8 protein-coding genes and 4 rRNA genes are annotated in these 18,111 nt (G+C 32.8%); 7 read left to right on the top strand and 5 right to left on the bottom strand.

Annotated elements, in window-relative coordinates:
* Positions 1–29 precede the first annotated feature (29 nt).
* The 7 genes from BB_RS02110 (at position 30) to rrp1 (ending at position 12,889) form a co-directional block, all read left to right on the top strand.
* A complete protein-coding gene (locus BB_RS02110) occupies positions 30–869 on the top strand; it encodes a Cof-type HAD-IIB family hydrolase (protein WP_002657892.1) in 840 nt (279 codons plus the stop codon).
* Positions 870–1,073: 204 nt separating this feature from the next.
* Positions 1,074–4,002 (top strand): 23S ribosomal RNA (locus BB_RS02100).
* 23 nt (positions 4,003–4,025) lie between these two features.
* Positions 4,026–4,136: ribosomal RNA gene (rrf, locus tag BB_RS02095) — 5S ribosomal RNA — on the top strand.
* Positions 4,137–4,318: 182 nt separating this feature from the next.
* Positions 4,319–7,247 (top strand): 23S ribosomal RNA (locus tag BB_RS02085).
* A gap of 23 nt (positions 7,248–7,270) precedes the next feature.
* Positions 7,271–7,381 (top strand): 5S ribosomal RNA (gene rrf, locus BB_RS02080).
* A 97-nt stretch (positions 7,382–7,478) separates the two neighbouring features.
* Complete coding sequence (locus BB_RS02075; RefSeq protein ID WP_010889746.1) at positions 7,479–11,963, top strand: response regulator; 4,485 nt, start codon at positions 7,479–7,481, stop codon at positions 11,961–11,963.
* A 2-nt stretch (positions 11,964–11,965) separates the two neighbouring features.
* A complete protein-coding gene (gene rrp1, locus BB_RS02070; protein ID WP_010256898.1) occupies positions 11,966–12,889 on the top strand; it encodes a cyclic-di-GMP-producing response regulator Rrp1 in 924 nt (307 codons plus the stop codon).
* Between the two features lie 18 nt (positions 12,890–12,907).
* Here the strand turns inward: rrp1 and BB_RS02065 are convergent, their stop codons facing one another.
* The 5 genes from BB_RS02065 to BB_RS02045 are packed head-to-tail and all read right to left on the bottom strand — an operon-like array spanning position 12,908 to position 17,888.
* Positions 12,908–13,936, bottom strand: a complete 1,029-nt coding sequence (locus BB_RS02065; protein WP_002658797.1) for a hypothetical protein — start codon at positions 13,934–13,936, stop codon at positions 12,908–12,910.
* Positions 13,937–13,959: 23 nt separating this feature from the next.
* On the bottom strand, positions 13,960–14,595 hold the full coding sequence (locus BB_RS02060; RefSeq protein WP_002655966.1) for an adenylate kinase: 636 nt from the start codon (positions 14,593–14,595) through the stop codon (positions 13,960–13,962).
* 36 nt (positions 14,596–14,631) lie between these two features.
* Complete coding sequence (locus BB_RS02055; protein WP_002656981.1) at positions 14,632–15,846, bottom strand: TraB/GumN family protein; 1,215 nt, start codon at positions 15,844–15,846, stop codon at positions 14,632–14,634.
* A gap of 24 nt (positions 15,847–15,870) precedes the next feature.
* Positions 15,871–16,998 (bottom strand): chemotaxis protein CheB, encoded by a 1,128-nt coding sequence (locus BB_RS02050; protein ID WP_002657881.1) that lies wholly within the window; start codon positions 16,996–16,998, stop codon positions 15,871–15,873.
* Positions 16,999–17,030: 32 nt separating this feature from the next.
* Entirely contained in the window at positions 17,031–17,888 is an 858-nt protein-coding gene (locus BB_RS02045; protein WP_002557008.1) for a protein-glutamate O-methyltransferase, read from the bottom strand.
* Positions 17,889–18,111 lie beyond the last annotated feature (223 nt).

Here is an 18,111-nt window from a genome sequence, read left to right as displayed (position 1 = left end):
ATAGTATATCTTAAAAGAGAGATTTATATATGAATTCTAATTATAAAAGATATAAAATGCTGGTTTTTGACCTTGATGGCACTTTATTGAATAATAACCATGAGATTGCCTTTTTAACTCTTGAGGTTCTTTTGGCTTTGAAGGAAGATTTTAAAATAATTATTGCAACCGGTAGAAGATTGAGTGAAGTTAAAAATATAAGGAGCCAATTAAAAGAAATTAGTATTAATGAAAATTATCTTGTAACGGCGAATGGGGCTGAAGTGTTTTTGCAAGAAAATTTAATTTTTAGATACGCAATGAATTATGACTTAGCAAAAGAAATTCTCAAGATAAATACAGATAATGTTGATGTTAATCTTTATACTTTTGACACTTGGTATTCTAATGCAGATGTTAAAAGTCCTATTATGAAACATTTTATTAAAGATTTGGGCTTAAATGTTATTATTGGAGATTTGACCAAACTAAACGTTGATTCTGTTTCTAAGATTGTTTATTATTGTGACGATTTGGCAATTCTTAATAAACTTGACACTGAGATTAAAAGTAAAGATTTCCAGGACACAAGAGTGTTTTTTTCTTCTAAAGATTTATTAGAGGTTACCAATATTAATGCTAATAAATATAATGCTATTAAAAATATTGCTTTTCTTGAAAGCATTCCATTGTGTGATGTTTTAGCTTTTGGAGATAATAATAATGATTATGAAATGCTCAAAAATCTTGGTAAAGGGGTTTTAATGAAAAATGCCAATGAATTTCTTAAAATTAATTTAGCAAAGAATGAAATAACAAGATTTAGTAATAATGAGGATGGCGTTGCTAGGTTTTTAATTGATTTTTTTAAGCTTAATATTAAATATTAATAATTTGTATTTAAATGTTTAATCCATTTGATTTATTTTTAGCAGGATTTTCTATTTAAAATATAAATTTTTTACTTATAATGTATTTTTGAAAATTTATTTATTAAAATATTGGAATAAGTATTGACATGGATTAAACAAAGATATATATTATTTTATGTTGCATAAACAAATTGGCAAAATAGAGATGGAAGATAAAAATATGGTCAAAGTAATAAGAGTCTATGGTGAATGCCTAGGAGCTTTAAGGCGAAGAAGGTCGTGGTAAGCTGCGAAAAGCTTGGGGGAGAAGCAAACATTTATTGATCCCAAGATTACCGAATGGAGTAATCCAGCTAGCAAGATGCTAGCTATCTATTATTTAAATAATAGAGGCGATACCAGGGGAAGTGAACCATCTAAGTACCCTGAGGAAAAGAAATCAAAGAGATTCCCTTAGTAGTGGCGAGCGAAAAGGGAGTAGCCCAAACTTTAAATGTGTCAAGCTGCAGAGCGTTGCATTTATGGGGTTGTAGGACGTTTAGGCTTAGTCTGTAATAAGCAAAAAAGTTACAAAATATTTATATAGAAGAATAATCTGGAAAGTTTAACCAAAGAAGGTGATAGTCCTGTAATTTAAATGTAAATATCTTTTTAAAATGTTCCTGAGTAGGACGAGGCACGAGAAACCTTGTTTGAAGCTGGGGAGACCACTCTCCAAGGCTAAATACTAGAAAGCTACCGATAGAGAAGAGTACCGTGAGGGAAAGGTGAAAAGAACCCCGGGAGGGGAGTGAAATAGAACTGAAACCGTAGACTTACAAGCAGTCAAAGCCGTAATTTATTGCGGTGATGGCGTGCCTTTTGCATAATGAACCTGCGAGTTATCATGTCTAGCAAGATTAAAGCATAGAAGTGCTGGAGTCGAAGCGAAAGCGAGTCTTAAAAGGGCGATTTAGTTAGATGTGGTAGACCCGAAGCCGAGTGATCTATTTATGGCCAGGCTGAAGCTTGGGTAAAACCAAGTGGAGGGCCGAACTCTAGTCTGTTTAAAAAGGCAGGGATGAGCTGTGAATAGGAGTGAAAGGCTAAACAAACTCGGAGATAGCTGGTTCTCCCCGAAATGGATTTAAGTTCAGCCTTATTTTAGTTTAATAGAGGTAGAGCACTAATTGAGCTAGGGCCTGTCAAAGGGTACCAAACTCAGTTAAACTCCGAATGCTATTAAATGATGAATAGGAGTGAGACTATGGGCGATAAGGTTCATAGTCGAGAGGGAAACAACCCAGACCAACAGCTAAGGTCTCAAAAATGTGTTAAGTGGAAAAGGAGGTTTAGGTACGTAAACAGCCAGGAGGTTGGCTTAGAAGCAGCCATACCTTTAAAGAGTGCGTAATAGCTCACTGGTCGAGTACTTAAGCGCCGATAATGTAACGGGGCTAAACACATTACCGAAGCTTTGGATCTTAACGAAAGTTAAGATGGTAGGGGAGCGTTCTGTAAGCCAGAGAAGTTAAACTGGAAAGTTTGATGGAGGTATCAGAAGTGAGAATGCAGGTATGAGTAACGAAAAAATGGGTGAGATTCCCATTCGCCGAAAACCTAAGGTTTCCTGGGTAAAGGTCGTCTTCCCAGGGTTAGTCGGCCCCTAAGGCAAAGCTGAAAAGTGTAGTCGATGGGAAACGGGTTAATATTCCCGTACCTCTTATAGTTTCGATGGAGTGACGCATGAGGTTAACTACTGCTAGGCGATGGTTGTCCTAGTTTAAGCATTAAGGCGATGATCTTAATAGGAAAATCCGTTAAGAGAGCTAAGATGTGATGATGAGTGCTATTTAGGTAGCATGAAATGTAGGTAGTCAAGGTGCCAAGAAATAGCTTCTAAGGTTAGGCTATAAGGGACCGTACCGCAAACCGACACAGGTAGGTGGGATGAAAATTCTAAGGCGCGCGAGAGAATCCACGTTAAGGAACTCTGCAAAATACGTACGTAACTTCGGGATAAGTACGACCTAAGCAATTAGGTAGCATAAAAATGGTCCAAACGACTGTTTACCAAAAACACAGGTCTCTGCAAATCTGTAAAGAGAAGTATAGGGACTGACACCTGCCCGGTGCTGGAAGGTTAAGAGGAGATGTTAGTTTATGCGAAGCATTGAATTTAAGCCCCAGTAAACGGCGGCCGTAACTATAACGGTCCTAAGGTAGCGAAATTCCTTGTCGGGTAAGTTCCGACCCGCACGAATGGTGTAACGATTTGGACGCTGTCTCAACGTGGAGCTCGGTGAAATTGAAGTATCGGTGAAGATGCCGATTACTTGTGGTTAGACGGAAAGACCCCGTGAACCTTTACTATAGCTTGGTATTGAGATTTGATTAAATATGTGTAGGATAGGTGGGAGACTTTGAAGCTATCTCGTCAGGGGTAGTGGAGTCAATCTTGAAATACCACCCTTGTTTAATTAGGTTTCTAACTTATAGAAATATGAGGAGAGTGCCAGGTGGGTAGTTTGACTGGGGCGGTCGCCTCCTAAAGAGTAACGGAGGTGCGCAAAGGTTACCTTAGAGTGGTTGGAAATCACTCTGTAAGTGTAAAGGCATAAGGTAGCTTAACTGTAAGACTGACAAGTCGAACAGATACGAAAGTAGGTCTTAGTGATCTGGCGGTGGCAAGTGGAAGCGCCGTCACTTAACGAATAAAAGGTACTCCGGGGATAACAGGCTTATCCTTCCCAAGAGTTCACATCGACGGAAGGGTTTGGCACCTCGATGTCGGCTCATCGCATCCTAGGGCTGGAGCAGGTCCTAAGGGTATGGCTGTTCGCCATTTAAAGCGGTACGCGAGCTGGGTTCAGAACGTCGTGAGACAGTTTGGTCCCTATCTGCCACAAGCGTTGGATATTTGAGAGGAGCTATCTTTAGTACGAGAGGACCGAGATGGACGAACCTCTAGTGTACCAGTTATCCTGCCAAGGGTAAGTGCTGGGTAGCTACGTTCGGAAAGGATAACCGCTGAAAGCATCTAAGTGGGAAGCCTTCCTCAAGATGAGATATCCTTTAAGGGTCCTGGAAGAATACCAGGTCGATAGGTTAGAAGTGTAAGTATAGCAATATATTAAGCTGACTAATACTAATTACCCGTATCTTTGGCCATATTTTTGTCTTCCTTGTAAAAACCCTGGTGGTTAAAGAAAAGAGGAAACACCTGTTATCATTCCGAACACAGAAGTTAAGCTCTTATTCGCTGATGGTACTGCGAGTTCGCGGGAGAGTAGGTTATTGCCAGGGTTTTTATTTTTATACTTTAAACTTTGATTTTATTTTTATGTTTTTTAAATATTGGTGTTTTTGAATGTGTTGTTTAAATAACATAAAAAATAAAATATATATTGACATGTATTAAACAAAGATATATATTATTTTATGTTGTATAAATAAATTGGCAAAATAGAGATGGAAGATAAAAATATGGTCAAAGTAATAAGAGTCTATGGTGAATGCCTAGGAGCTTTAAGGCGAAGAAGGTCGTGGTAAGCTGCGAAAAGCTTGGGGGAGAAGCAAACATTTATTGATCCCAAGATTACCGAATGGAGTAATCCAGCTAGCAAGATGCTAGCTATCTATTATTTAAATAATAGAGGCGATACCAGGGGAAGTGAACCATCTAAGTACCCTGAGGAAAAGAAATCAAAGAGATTCCCTTAGTAGTGGCGAGCGAAAAGGGAGTAGCCCAAACTTTAAATGTGTCAAGCTGCAGAGCGTTGCATTTATGGGGTTGTAGGACGTTTAGGCTTAGTCTGTAATAAGCAAAAAAGTTACAAAATATTTATATAGAAGAATAATCTGGAAAGTTTAACCAAAGAAGGTGATAGTCCTGTAATTTAAATGTAAATATCTTTTTAAAATGTTCCTGAGTAGGACGAGGCACGAGAAACCTTGTTTGAAGCTGGGGAGACCACTCTCCAAGGCTAAATACTAGAAAGCTACCGATAGAGAAGAGTACCGTGAGGGAAAGGTGAAAAGAACCCCGGGAGGGGAGTGAAATAGAACTGAAACCGTAGACTTACAAGCAGTCAAAGCCGTAATTTATTGCGGTGATGGCGTGCCTTTTGCATAATGAACCTGCGAGTTATCATGTCTAGCAAGATTAAAGCATAGAAGTGCTGGAGTCGAAGCGAAAGCGAGTCTTAAAAGGGCGATTTAGTTAGATGTGGTAGACCCGAAGCCGAGTGATCTATTTATGGCCAGGCTGAAGCTTGGGTAAAACCAAGTGGAGGGCCGAACTCTAGTCTGTTTAAAAAGGCAGGGATGAGCTGTGAATAGGAGTGAAAGGCTAAACAAACTCGGAGATAGCTGGTTCTCCCCGAAATGGATTTAAGTTCAGCCTTATTTTAGTTTAATAGAGGTAGAGCACTAATTGAGCTAGGGCCTGTCAAAGGGTACCAAACTCAGTTAAACTCCGAATGCTATTAAATGATGAATAGGAGTGAGACTATGGGCGATAAGGTTCATAGTCGAGAGGGAAACAACCCAGACCAACAGCTAAGGTCTCAAAAATGTGTTAAGTGGAAAAGGAGGTTTAGGTACGTAAACAGCCAGGAGGTTGGCTTAGAAGCAGCCATACCTTTAAAGAGTGCGTAATAGCTCACTGGTCGAGTACTTAAGCGCCGATAATGTAACGGGGCTAAACACATTACCGAAGCTTTGGATCTTAACGAAAGTTAAGATGGTAGGGGAGCGTTCTGTAAGCCAGAGAAGTTAAGCTGGAAAGTTTGATGGAGGTATCAGAAGTGAGAATGCAGGTATGAGTAACGAAAAAATGGGTGAGATTCCCATTCGCCGAAAACCTAAGGTTTCCTGGGTAAAGGTCGTCTTCCCAGGGTTAGTCGGCCCCTAAGGCAAAGCTGAAAAGTGTAGTCGATGGGAAACGGGTTAATATTCCCGTACCTCTTATAGTTTCGATGGAGTGACGCATGAGGTTAACTACTGCTAGGCGATGGTTGTCCTAGTTTAAGCATTAAGGCGATGATCTTAATAGGAAAATCCGTTAAGAGAGCTAAGATGTGATGATGAGTGCTATTTAGGTAGCATGAAATGTAGGTAGTCAAGGTGCCAAGAAATAGCTTCTAAGGTTAGGCTATAAGGGACCGTACCGCAAACCGACACAGGTAGGTGGGATGAAAATTCTAAGGCGCGCGAGAGAATCCACGTTAAGGAACTCTGCAAAATACGTACGTAACTTCGGGATAAGTACGACCTAAGCAATTAGGTAGCATAAAAATGGTCCAAACGACTGTTTACCAAAAACACAGGTCTCTGCAAATCTGTAAAGAGAAGTATAGGGACTGACACCTGCCCGGTGCTGGAAGGTTAAGAGGAGATGTTAGTTTATGCGAAGCATTGAATTTAAGCCCCAGTAAACGGCGGCCGTAACTATAACGGTCCTAAGGTAGCGAAATTCCTTGTCGGGTAAGTTCCGACCCGCACGAATGGTGTAACGATTTGGACGCTGTCTCAACGTGGAGCTCGGTGAAATTGAAGTATCGGTGAAGATGCCGATTACTTGTGGTTAGACGGAAAGACCCCGTGAACCTTTACTATAGCTTGGTATTGAGATTTGATTAAATATGTGTAGGATAGGTGGGAGACTTTGAAGCTATCTCGTCAGGGGTAGTGGAGTCAATCTTGAAATACCACCCTTGTTTAATTAGGTTTCTAACTTATAGAAATATGAGGAGAGTGCCAGGTGGGTAGTTTGACTGGGGCGGTCGCCTCCTAAAGAGTAACGGAGGTGCGCAAAGGTTACCTTAGAGTGGTTGGAAATCACTCTGTAAGTGTAAAGGCATAAGGTAGCTTAACTGTAAGACTGACAAGTCGAACAGATACGAAAGTAGGTCTTAGTGATCTGGCGGTGGCAAGTGGAAGCGCCGTCACTTAACGAATAAAAGGTACTCCGGGGATAACAGGCTTATCCTTCCCAAGAGTTCACATCGACGGAAGGGTTTGGCACCTCGATGTCGGCTCATCGCATCCTAGGGCTGGAGCAGGTCCTAAGGGTATGGCTGTTCGCCATTTAAAGCGGTACGCGAGCTGGGTTCAGAACGTCGTGAGACAGTTTGGTCCCTATCTGCCACAAGCGTTGGATATTTGAGAGGAGCTATCTTTAGTACGAGAGGACCGAGATGGACGAACCTCTAGTGTGCCAGTTATCCTGCCAAGGGTAAGTGCTGGGTAGCTACGTTCGGAAAGGATAACCGCTGAAAGCATCTAAGTGGGAAGCCTTCCTCAAGATGAGATATCCTTTAAGGGTCCTGGAAGAATACCAGGTTGATAGGTTAGAAGTGTAAGTATAGCAATATATTAAGCTGACTAATACTAATTACCCGTATCTTTGGCCATATTTTTGTCTTCCTTGTAAAAACCCTGGTGGTTAAAGAAAAGAGGAAACACCTGTTATCATTCCGAACACAGAAGTTAAGCTCTTATTCGCTGATGGTACTGCGAGTTCGCGGGAGAGTAGGTTATTGCCAGGGTTTTTGTTTTTATACTTTAAACCTTGAATTTATTGTGTATATTTATTTTTACACAGTGGTAAAACTGTTGTTTTTAATAAGGGAATTTTAAAATAACATGAAAAAAGCAAACTTTTTAAGTACTAATTTTTTAATTTTACTTTTGGTTTGCTTTGTCAACGTCAATTTATTTTCTAAGGATATTTTCAAGTTTAAGCTTGTAGATCAATTTTTTCCTTTTTACTACAAGAATAATAAAGGAGAATATGAAGGACTTATTTTTTCTATTTTAGATAAATGGGCAAAAGATAATAATGCTGATATTATGGTTGAGCATATTGATAATTTAAATGAAAGTGAAATTGAAGACGAAGCAATATATTTAGGATTAACTTATAATGTAAAATTAAATGATTTTTTTTATTTTAAAAGTGAGCTTGCTAGGAGTATTTCAATTTTATTTTTTAAAAACTCTAATAAAAAATATAAAAATACCCATTCAACATTTTTATCCAATTTTAATATAGGAGTTATTAAAAATACAATATATGAAGATATCTTAAGGTTAAAAAACGTTAACACCATTTTTTTGGCTGATAATTCTCAAGAGTTAGTATTGGCCTTAAAAAACGATAAAGTTGATTATATATATGGTGATTGCAAGACTTTACATTATATTGCAAATAACTTTTTAAGTGAAGATCTTGTGATTTTTACCGGGGATGTTTTTTATAGTATCAAAAATAGAGTGGCTATTAGTAGAAATGCTCCTGAGATAGTAAAGAATTTGAATTTAGATTTGTTTTCATATTTAATGAAAATGCCTGAGGAACTTGTTTTTTCTTTTTTAGATAGCAATGCTAAGGGAAGTTTTGTTGATGTTGGTTTATATAATGATTATCCTCCTTTAAGTTTTATTAATTCACAGGGAAAATTGTCTGGCATTTTAGTGGATTTGTGGAATCTTCTCTCAAGACAACATATCTTTAAACCTATTTTTAAGGGATTTTCCAAAGAGGATATTAAGAAATCATTAGATGGAAAATCAGTAGGTATTTTTGGAGGAATTATTAGCAATGATAGTGTGTTGGAAAATGTTAATTATGTAGTAAGTAAGCCAATATATCCTCTTAATTTTAAATTTTATTCTAAAGACCTAAGCAATGATGCTGGTCCAATAAATTCTCAGTTTATTGATTTTAATTTTAATAATATTCAATTAAATAAGAATAAAGATATTGTTAATAACTTTATAGATATTGTTAATAATTCATATGGGTTTATAGAAAATTCAATAACAACAAAATATTTGTTAAAATTAAATGGATATAACGGTAGATTAAAATCTTACGATTCGATTTTTAATAAAAATAGGTTTTTAGTATTAGCCATTGATAATAGGATTTATAAGGTTATTAAATATATTCTCAATTCTATATTTGATGATATTTCATTTGAATCTTTGCTTCAAATAGATAAAAATTGGTTGGATAAAGAAGAGATTAATAGTTCTAGAATAAATAGTTATAAAATTATGAATAAGGTTAAATTTAATATAGAAGAAAAAATTTGGTTATCAAAAAATAATAAATTAAATCTTGCTGTTAAAAATTGGTATCCAATAGATTATGTTGAGGCAAATAATTATAAAGGAATAAATCAATTTTTGCTTGATAAGATTAGAATGTTTTCAGGTTTGAGATTTAACATAATTAAAGTACACAGCAGTTTAGATCTTAAAAAATTAATCAAATCTGGAAAAATCGATATGCTAAATACTAATGCAACCGATTCAAATTTAGATAATGTTTTCAACATAAAATTAAATTCTCGAATTCCACTTTATATTTTTTCAAATAAGAAAAGGGTGCTTCCATCTAGATCTTTAGAAAAGTTTGCTATACTTGATTTTTTATATAGTAAAAATTTGGCTTCTAATATTAAATCAAAGCTTATTCTGGTAAGCAGTTTTAATGAAGCGTTGCTTCTTCTTTATAAGGGAAAGGTAGATGGGATTATTAGCGATGAGTATACAGCTGCTGCTGTTTTTGAGGAATTAAATATTGATGATGTTGAAAAAATTCCTACTTTTAGAGATTTGGCTTTTGATTTGAGTCTTGCTATTTATAATCAAGATTATATCTTGAAAGAAATTATTCAAAAAGTTGTTATGCGTTCAAATGTTGACAGTCAGATGTATTTAAATGATTGGAAATTTGATATTTATTATAAATCCAGAAGTATCAGGTTTAAAAATTTCAAATTTTTAGTGATAACATTCATTATATTTTATTTTACTTTTTTAGGATTTGTAATTATATTTATGTTCAGATTATCATTTGAGCAGAAAAGAAGATATTCTTTTGTGATGAATGAAAAAAAGATTGCGGAAGCCGCTAATGCTGCTAAAACCATTTTTATAGCCAATGTCAGTCATGATATTCGTACCCCTATTAACGGAATAATGGCGGCTACTGAGCTTTTGGATACAACTATTCTTACAGATGTTCAAAAAGATTATGTTAGGATGATAAATTATTCATCTGATTCTTTGCTTTCTTTAATTGATGATATATTGTATTTGTCTAAAATAGATGTCAATGAATTATATGTTGAGAGTCAAGAGATTGATTTAGAGAGTGAAATGGAAATGGTTTTAAAAGCTTTTCAATCTCAATGTGCAAAGAAAAATATTGATTTATTCTCTTATTCTAAATCTATTTTTAATAATTATATAAAGGGTGATATTGTAAAAATTAAACAAGTTTTAATTAATTTAATAGGAAATGCTTTTAAGTTTACAGATGATGGTGTTATTGTTTTAAATTATGAAGAAGTATGTAGAACAAGAACTGATGGTAATAGGGTTTTGGTTACAGTTGAATTTAAGGTAATAGATACAGGCAAAGGGATTGAAAAAGAAAATTTTTCTAAGATATTTGAAATATTTAAACAAGAGGATGATTCTTCTTCAAGGGTTCATGAAGGTGCAGGATTGGGATTGTCAATATCTAGAGAGCTTATAAGACTAATGGGTGGTCTTGGTATTGCTGTTGATAGCAAGGTGGGAGAGGGTACAACTTTTTCATTTATGTTGCCCTTTTTATTGGGTAGTGAGCTTAAAAGTAAAAAATTGTCAATCAATAGATTTCAATCAGTAAATGGTGACAATAAAGTATTAAATGTGCTTTTAAGTCAAAAATCTATTAAAATTTTTGAGCACTGTTCGATTTTATTGGGATGCTCTTCTAATGTGCGCTATGTAGCGTCTTTTGAGGATGCTTATAAAGTCTTCAAGAAATACCCTTCTTATAATTTTGTTTATATAAATGTAAATAACGATAATATTCAAGAGGGTATTCGACTTGCCAATAATATTGAAAGACTAAATTCTGATGTACAAATTATTTTTTTATTTTATTATTTAGATAATAAAGCTCTAAAAAATTTAAAATATGGTTATGTTAAAAAGCCTTTAATGGGGCTTGGTATATGCTCTATTCTTTATAAAAAAGAGTTTAACCCAGAAATGGATTTTGAGGATTTGGTTCCAATAGATAGTGCTTTAAGGATAAAAGAGCCCATTAATGTTTTAATAGCTGAAGATAATCAGGTAAATCAAAAAGTGTTGAAAGATATTCTTGTTGTTATAGGCATTAATGAAAATTTTATTGATGTTGTAGATGATGGAGTAAAGGCTTTAAAATCTTTAAAAGATAAAAAATATACTATCTCTTTTATTGATATACGAATGCCAAGATATGATGGATTTTCGGTGGCTAAGGAAATTAGAAAATTTGAAAAGGCAAAGAATTTAAAGCCTTGTGTTTTGGTTGCTGTAACAGCGCATGCTTTGCAAGAGTATAAAGACAAGTGTCTTGCAAGTGGTATGAATGATTATATCTCAAAACCAATACACATAAGTTCAATTAAAACTATATTAAAAAAATACTTACAGTTTGAAGTTGATGATATTGGGGAGAATGAAAATTTGAATCAACTTGTTAAGTTTCCTAATTTAGATGTTAATAGGGCTTTAAAAGAATTAAATCTTTCATATGTATCATATTCTGAATTATGTAGAGGGCTTGTTGATTTTATCTCTATTAATATTATTGATTTGGAAAAAGCTTTTGATGAGGAAGATTTGTCTTTAATTAAGGATATATCTCATTCAATATCTGGAGCTCTTTCTAATATGCGTAGCGAATTGTATAAAGATTTTCAAAAAATTGAAACAAGTAAAGATTCAATTTCTGAGTTGAAAAAAATGTATTCTTTTGTAAAAGATGATTTATTTCAACTAATAAGCGACATAAAGGAAAATATTTTGTTTGAGTCTGAGATTGTTAGTGAGAACAAGCTATATTTTAAAAATAATGATCAATTTTTAAACCTTCTCAACAAACTTTTAATTGGTATTAAGACTAGAAAGCCAAGAGAATACAAAGAAATTCTTGAGAGCATTAATAAATATGTTTTAGACGATAATATTCAGGTATTATTTAGTGATCTTCGCAGAAATTTAAGATTATATAGATTTGCTGAGAGCTCTAAGATTCTTGAAGAGATTATTGAAATGCTTAATAATAAGAGATATTAGCAGTGGAAATGATAATTAAAGATAAAGCTTTTGAAGCAGAGAATCAGAAGCTTTTAATTGTGGATGATTCTCCCCACAATTTAGATTTATTGGTAAATATATTGCAAGGTGCTTACGAGATTGAGGTTGCAACAAATGGACTTGATGCTTTAAAGCAAGTTGAAAAAGATAGTCCTGATCTTATACTTCTTGACATAGGTCTTCCAGATATTAACGGTTATGAGGTATGCAGAAAGCTAAAAAGCGATCCCGATACTAAAGAGATTCCTGTAATTTTCATTAGTTCAAGAAGTTCCACAGATGCTCAGCTTGAAGGATTTAACGTTGGTGGAGTAGATTATATTTTAAAGCCTTTTAATAGTCGAATAATTGATGCTAGAGTTAAGACACATCTTGAATTAAAAAGGTTAAGAGATTATTTTAAAAGCTTGTCTAGAATTGATGGGCTTACTCAAATTCCAAACAGAAGATTTTTTATGGATAAATTTTCTAAGTCGTGGATGAAAGCTTTAGAAAGTAAAGAAATAATAATTGTTGGAATGTTAGATATTGATAATTTTAAAAATTACAATGATAATTATGGCCATACCAATGGTGATGAATGTCTTAAATTGATTGCTAAAGCCTTATATAAGGTTTCCTTAAAATATAAAATAGATGTTGCTCGATATGGAGGGGAAGAATTTATTTTTTTTTCTGTCAACAAAAGTCTAAATGAAATGGTTAGTATTATTAAAACAATGATTAATGATATAAAACGCTTAAGAATAGTTCATGAGCACAGTAGTGTTTCTGGCATTGTTACTGTTTCAATTGGGCTTGCTCAAGAAGTTCCTATTGATAACAATTTTACCAATATCATAAGGCTTGCTGATCGCAAGCTTTATGAGGCTAAAGTTTCTGGAAGAAATCAGTTTAGATATTAAATTTATATTTAATAGACTTTAGTATTTATAAGTTATAGACATTCCAATAGAATCGTAATAAAAATAAGAATTGCCAGTTGCTATTCTTTTTGAAATATCAGCCAGTCCGGCTGTGTTACTTGTGTATGTGGGATTTGTAGATAATTTAAATTGAAGGCCAAGTGTTAAAGGTTTGATAATTTCAAAATTAGCAACAATAGAAATGTTGTGATAAAAAATATCACTTCCCCAGCCTTTGTTTTTCCAAGAGCTTATGTTTCTTTCTTTGCCAATTTGTGTTTTTCCTTCATAAAGCAGGCCTATGGTGTTAAGAGGTATTGGCATTTTGTAAGCCAAAAGAGCGTAAGGTTTTATTAGCATGCCATTTATATTTTTACCATCATCTGCTTTATATTTCCAAAGTTGATCTTTTTTTGCATGGGGATTGATTAAGTATGTAAAATCATTTCCAATAACTGTAATAATGTGTGTCCATTCTCCTTGAAAAATAGCGTTTAAGTCAAATTGGAATCGTCCCCCCGCTGTTATTTCTGAATAAAATTCAACAGCATTTGAATATTTCCCATTTTCAATGTGTACGCCTACTCCTTTAAATCCAAAAGCTTGCCAACCTATGCCAAGTTCATTTGATGCATATAAATTTAAAAAAGCAATAGGAGTAAAGCTTACTGTGCTTTTAAATGAGACAATTACAGGAGACAATCCGATATTTAAATCTATATCTATACCATTATTTTTAAAAAATATAGAATTGGGATTGTTTAGGGCTTTAAAATTTTTATAGTAGCCCAAATATGATATTAGTTTTATTCCCCCCCAATAATTGACTGGAATTTTTAAACTTGGGTCAATATTTTGGAAGTTAGGATGTTTAAAGCTTTGTGAAAAGCCGCTTCCATTTGTACCCAGCTCGTGGGGAGGATAATAAGCAGATTGAAAATTAAAATAAAAATATTCATTATTAAATTCTAAGTTCTGTTGATCTTGGGAAAGAATTATTTTTGCTTGCAAAAGTAACAAACAAAAGCAAATTTTTTTTATTAACATTTTATTTAAAATACCTTTTCCATTTAATTTTTTTTTAACATTATTTTAATTATCTTTTTTTTTATTTCATCAATTTTAACAGATGCATCAACATTGTTAAGTCTAGAGCATTTTGAGTAAAATTCTATTAGCGGTTTTGTTTGTAATTTATATTCTTTGAGTCTTGTTTTTAAGCATTCTTCTTTATCATCTTCTCGTTGATAAAGATCTCCCCCACAAACGTCGCAAATACCATTTTTTTTTGTTGTTAGGGTATATATATTGAAAATATTATTGCAAGATTTGCAAATTCTTCTTCCCGAGAGTCTTTTTATCACTAACTCTTCATCAATTAAAAAATTTATTATTTTTACATTTGGCAAAAATTTGTCAAGAGCCTCGGCTTGACAAATATTGCGCGGAAATCCATCTAAAATAAAATCTTTGTTCTTTTTAATAGCTTTAATTTTATCTTCTACTATTTTGATTGTAATTAGGTCGGGGACCAGTTCTCCCCTTTCAACAATTTTTTTTATTTCTTGCCCAAGAGCCGTAGAATTTAAAATATTTTCTCTAAATAAGTCTCCTGTTGAAATGTGTTGATATTTAAATTCATTAGAAATAATTTTTGAAATAGTCCCCTTTCCAGAACCCGGAGGACCTAAAAATACAAGCCCCATATATACTCCTGTTTAAATATTTGTTATTTTAAGGGTTTATTTGAAAACATTTAATAAAAATTTAAGTCCTACGATTGTTCCAATTGTAGATCCAAGGTTTACAAAAATCACTATTAATAGAATTCTTGTAACTTTGTTTTTGAAATATCCTTTTATTGTCGACAATTCTTCTTGTAGATTTTCAAAGTCTTTGACTTTTGGTTTGTTTATATAAGCTTCAACAAGCCCTGCTACCATACCTGTTCCTATGAATGGTATTAAGGAGAATATTGGAGAACCTATAATAGCTGTTAAAATTGTTAAGGGATGAGATTTTAATAAAATCGATGCGATGCCTGAAAAAATAGAGTTAGATATTATCCAAAGCTTTAAATTTTTGTAAGCAAAATCAAATCCTTTAAAGTAAAAAGAGCTTACTATTAGTAAAATGATTGAAATTGCAATCAAGTAAGATAGCACTTTGCTAAATGAAAAATGTTTTTTAGGTATTTTCTCGAGTTCTTCAACGTTTATTATTTTTTTATTTTGACTTATTTCTTTTAAAGTTCTCATTATTCCGCTTACATGGCCTGCACCCACAATGGCAAGAATAATGCCCTCTCCTTCAAGTATTTTGTTTGTAATAAATTCGTCTCTTTCGTCAATTAAAACTTTTTTTACTTTGGGTATTTCTTTGGAAAGTTCTTCCATTATTTTTGAAAGAGCGTCCTGTTCTTTGAGTTTTTCAATTTCATCTTTTGTAATTTTTGCATCTGTTAGGGAAAAAAGGCTTGAGATTATTTTTGCTTTTTCAAATATTGGAATAGATATCCAAGCTCTTTTTAGTGTTGTTTCAATTTTTCTGTCAGCAAGAATTAGTGGAATATTGTGTTTTTTAGCTTTTAAAATAGCTGTTTTCATTTCTTCACCAGGTTTTATTCCCTGTTCTTTTGCTAATTTTTTTTGAAAATTACTAAGAATTATGTTTATTATGAGAAAGAAAGCTTTTCCTTGTTTTAATGCTTTATCTATATCTAAGTTTCTCCATTTTTCATTTTCATTGGTATTTAAGATCGAATGATAGCGAGCTTCATCAAGTTCAACGGCAATATAGTCTGGTTTTAAGATTTCTATTAAATTTGCAGTATCTTCTGAGCTTTTTTTTGACACGTGAGCAGTTCCAAGTATGTATATTGTTTTATTGTGTATATTAAATTTACTTACATGAGAAAAACAGTCTTCTGTTTCGGTGTTTTCTTTTTTATTGTCCAAAAAATATTCCTTGTTTAAAAAAATTTAGCTATTAATTAGTATAGCTTTTAATAATTTTACCATATGGCTTAGTGGAACTATATAGTCTATATTGTTTTCCTTTATTGCTATTTTTGGCATTCCAAAAACCATAGAACTTTCTTTATCTTGCGCAATAGTTAGTCCTCCAGCTTTTTTTATATCTCCAATTTCTCTTGATCCATCATTTCCCATTCCAGTCATTATTATGGCAATTGCTTTATCTTTTGCAATCTCTGCAATAGATTGAAATAATACCCCAATAGATGGTTTGTGACCATTTATATGTTTACCATCGAGGGTTTTTATTTGATAGTTACCATCGATTTTTTTGATTTTTGTATGATATCCGCCCGAGCTAATGTATGCATATCCTTGCTTTAATATTTCGTTATTGGTGGTTTCTTTTACGCTTATTTTACATAGATTATTAAGATTTTTGGCAAATTCTTCTGTAAATCCTTTAGGCATATGTTGAACAATTATTATTGGCGGAAAGCTTTCAGGTATTTCTGGTAATATTGATTTCAAGGCTACAGGCCCCCCCGCTGATACTCCAATTGCTATTATGTCAAATTTTCTCAGTTTAAGTTTTTTTATTTCTTTTTCATTTAATGTTTTTTCTTTTGCATGTTCTTCAAGTTGATTTAATGAAGAAATGTCATTTTTGTGATTTAAAATAAAATTAGCTCTTTCGTAGTTTTTTGTTTTCATGTCCTTATTGCAGGCAATTTTATTTTTTATAGATATCGATCCATAGGCCAAAAGAGAATTAATAATTTGTTCTTTTTTGATTTCATGTGATTTTTTGTTTTTAGATACTAATATAAGATCATCGGCGCCCTTTGAAGCAGCAATATTTATTAGGTTTTGATTTGAAGATGTGACGACAATTGGTATTGTTTTGTTTAAACTGTTTTTTTCCTCCAAAAATAGAATATCTTTAATATTGTTCTCTTCTAAATTCATTAATATTACTTCGGGTTTATGTTTTTTAAGTTTATTTGTTGCAAATTTGCTGTTAGAAGCAGTTGCAATGACTTGGAGTTTTGGAGATGAATTGATAAGGTCTGATATAAGTTTTCTCTTTACAGCAAAGTATTCTATGATAAGTACAGAAATTTTTGTTTCCACCGTTACTTTTTTCCCATTTTATTCTTGTTAAATTATAACTTATATTTATTTTGTGATTTGAATTTTTCTTTTTGACAGCCAGTATCTTTTTTTTCATATATTATTGCCCAAGGTGTTTTTAAAAATTTAAAAGGAAGGTTGAGCCCAAAAAGTGATTCTGAGTGTCCTATAAATAAATAGCTGTTTTTAGACATATTGTTGTAAAATTTTTTAAGTACTTTTATTTTTGATTTTTCATCAAAGTATATTAAAACATTTCTACAAAAAACAACATCAATTTCCGAAAAATTACTTTCAAAGTTTAAGTTATGATAATCAAATCTTATGTGATTTTTAATTTCATTTTTAATTTTATATCCGTTTGAATGAGAATATATGTAGTGTCGGTATTCTTTAGGAATATTTTCACATTTATTTGATGAGTAATATCCTTCCTTTGCTATCATCAAAGATTTTAAGCTTAAATCAGAAGCAATAATAACAAAATCTATTTCTTTTGGAAGCTTTGATTTGAGTACAAATGCTAATGAATAAGGCTCTTCTCCTGTTGAACATCCCGCAGACCAGATGATAATCCTATTTTTTTTTTCTATGTTTTTAATATTAATTAAATTCGGAATTACAAATTTTTCAAAAGTTTGAAAATGTAGCGAATTTCTAAAAAATCTTGTTAAATTTGTTGTGACCAAATCTAAGAAATATTCTTTTTTTAATTTTTCACTAATTATTAAATTATAAAGTTGTGATGGGTTTTCAAGAGCAAGAGCTCGTACTGCATCATTCACTCTGCTTTGAAGAACAAATTTATTTTTTTCATCAAAACGAATTCCACTGTTGTTATATATAAAATCACAAAATTTTAAAAATAGTTTATCTTCAATTTCTAGCATTTTTGGGAACCTGCTTAATTCTTCTCTTTATAAATAAGTATTGCCTATTTATAATAAATCTCTTAGGTAAGAATATTTTTTTTGAAAAAAAATTGTAAAATTAATATAAGTAATTTTATTATAAGACATAGGTTTATAAAAAGGTTTTTGTTTATTTTAATTTATTTGCAGCAATAAATGAGGAATTTAATGAGTGTTGGAAAAAATGTTTTCAAATGTCGAT

The sequence above is a fragment of the Borreliella burgdorferi B31 genome, assembly GCF_000008685.2.
Classification (GTDB): domain Bacteria; phylum Spirochaetota; class Spirochaetia; order Borreliales; family Borreliaceae; genus Borreliella; species Borreliella burgdorferi.
This window is presented reverse-complemented; position numbering and strand designations above follow the sequence as displayed.

What these genes read in the sequence shown, in the direction of transcription:
- BB_RS02110 (WP_002657892.1), top strand. Translation starts at nt 30, where the DNA reads ATGAATTCTAATTATAAAAGATATAAAATGCTGGTTTTTGACCTTGAT.
- BB_RS02075 (WP_010889746.1), top strand. Translation starts at nt 7,479, where the DNA reads ATGAAAAAAGCAAACTTTTTAAGTACTAATTTTTTAATTTTACTTTTG.
- BB_RS02065 (WP_002658797.1), bottom strand. Translation starts at nt 13,936, where the DNA reads ATGTTAATAAAAAAAATTTGCTTTTGTTTGTTACTTTTGCAAGCAAAA.
- BB_RS02060 (WP_002655966.1), bottom strand. Translation starts at nt 14,595, where the DNA reads ATGGGGCTTGTATTTTTAGGTCCTCCGGGTTCTGGAAAGGGGACTATT.
- BB_RS02045 (WP_002557008.1), bottom strand. Translation starts at nt 17,888, where the DNA reads ATGCTAGAAATTGAAGATAAACTATTTTTAAAATTTTGTGATTTTATA.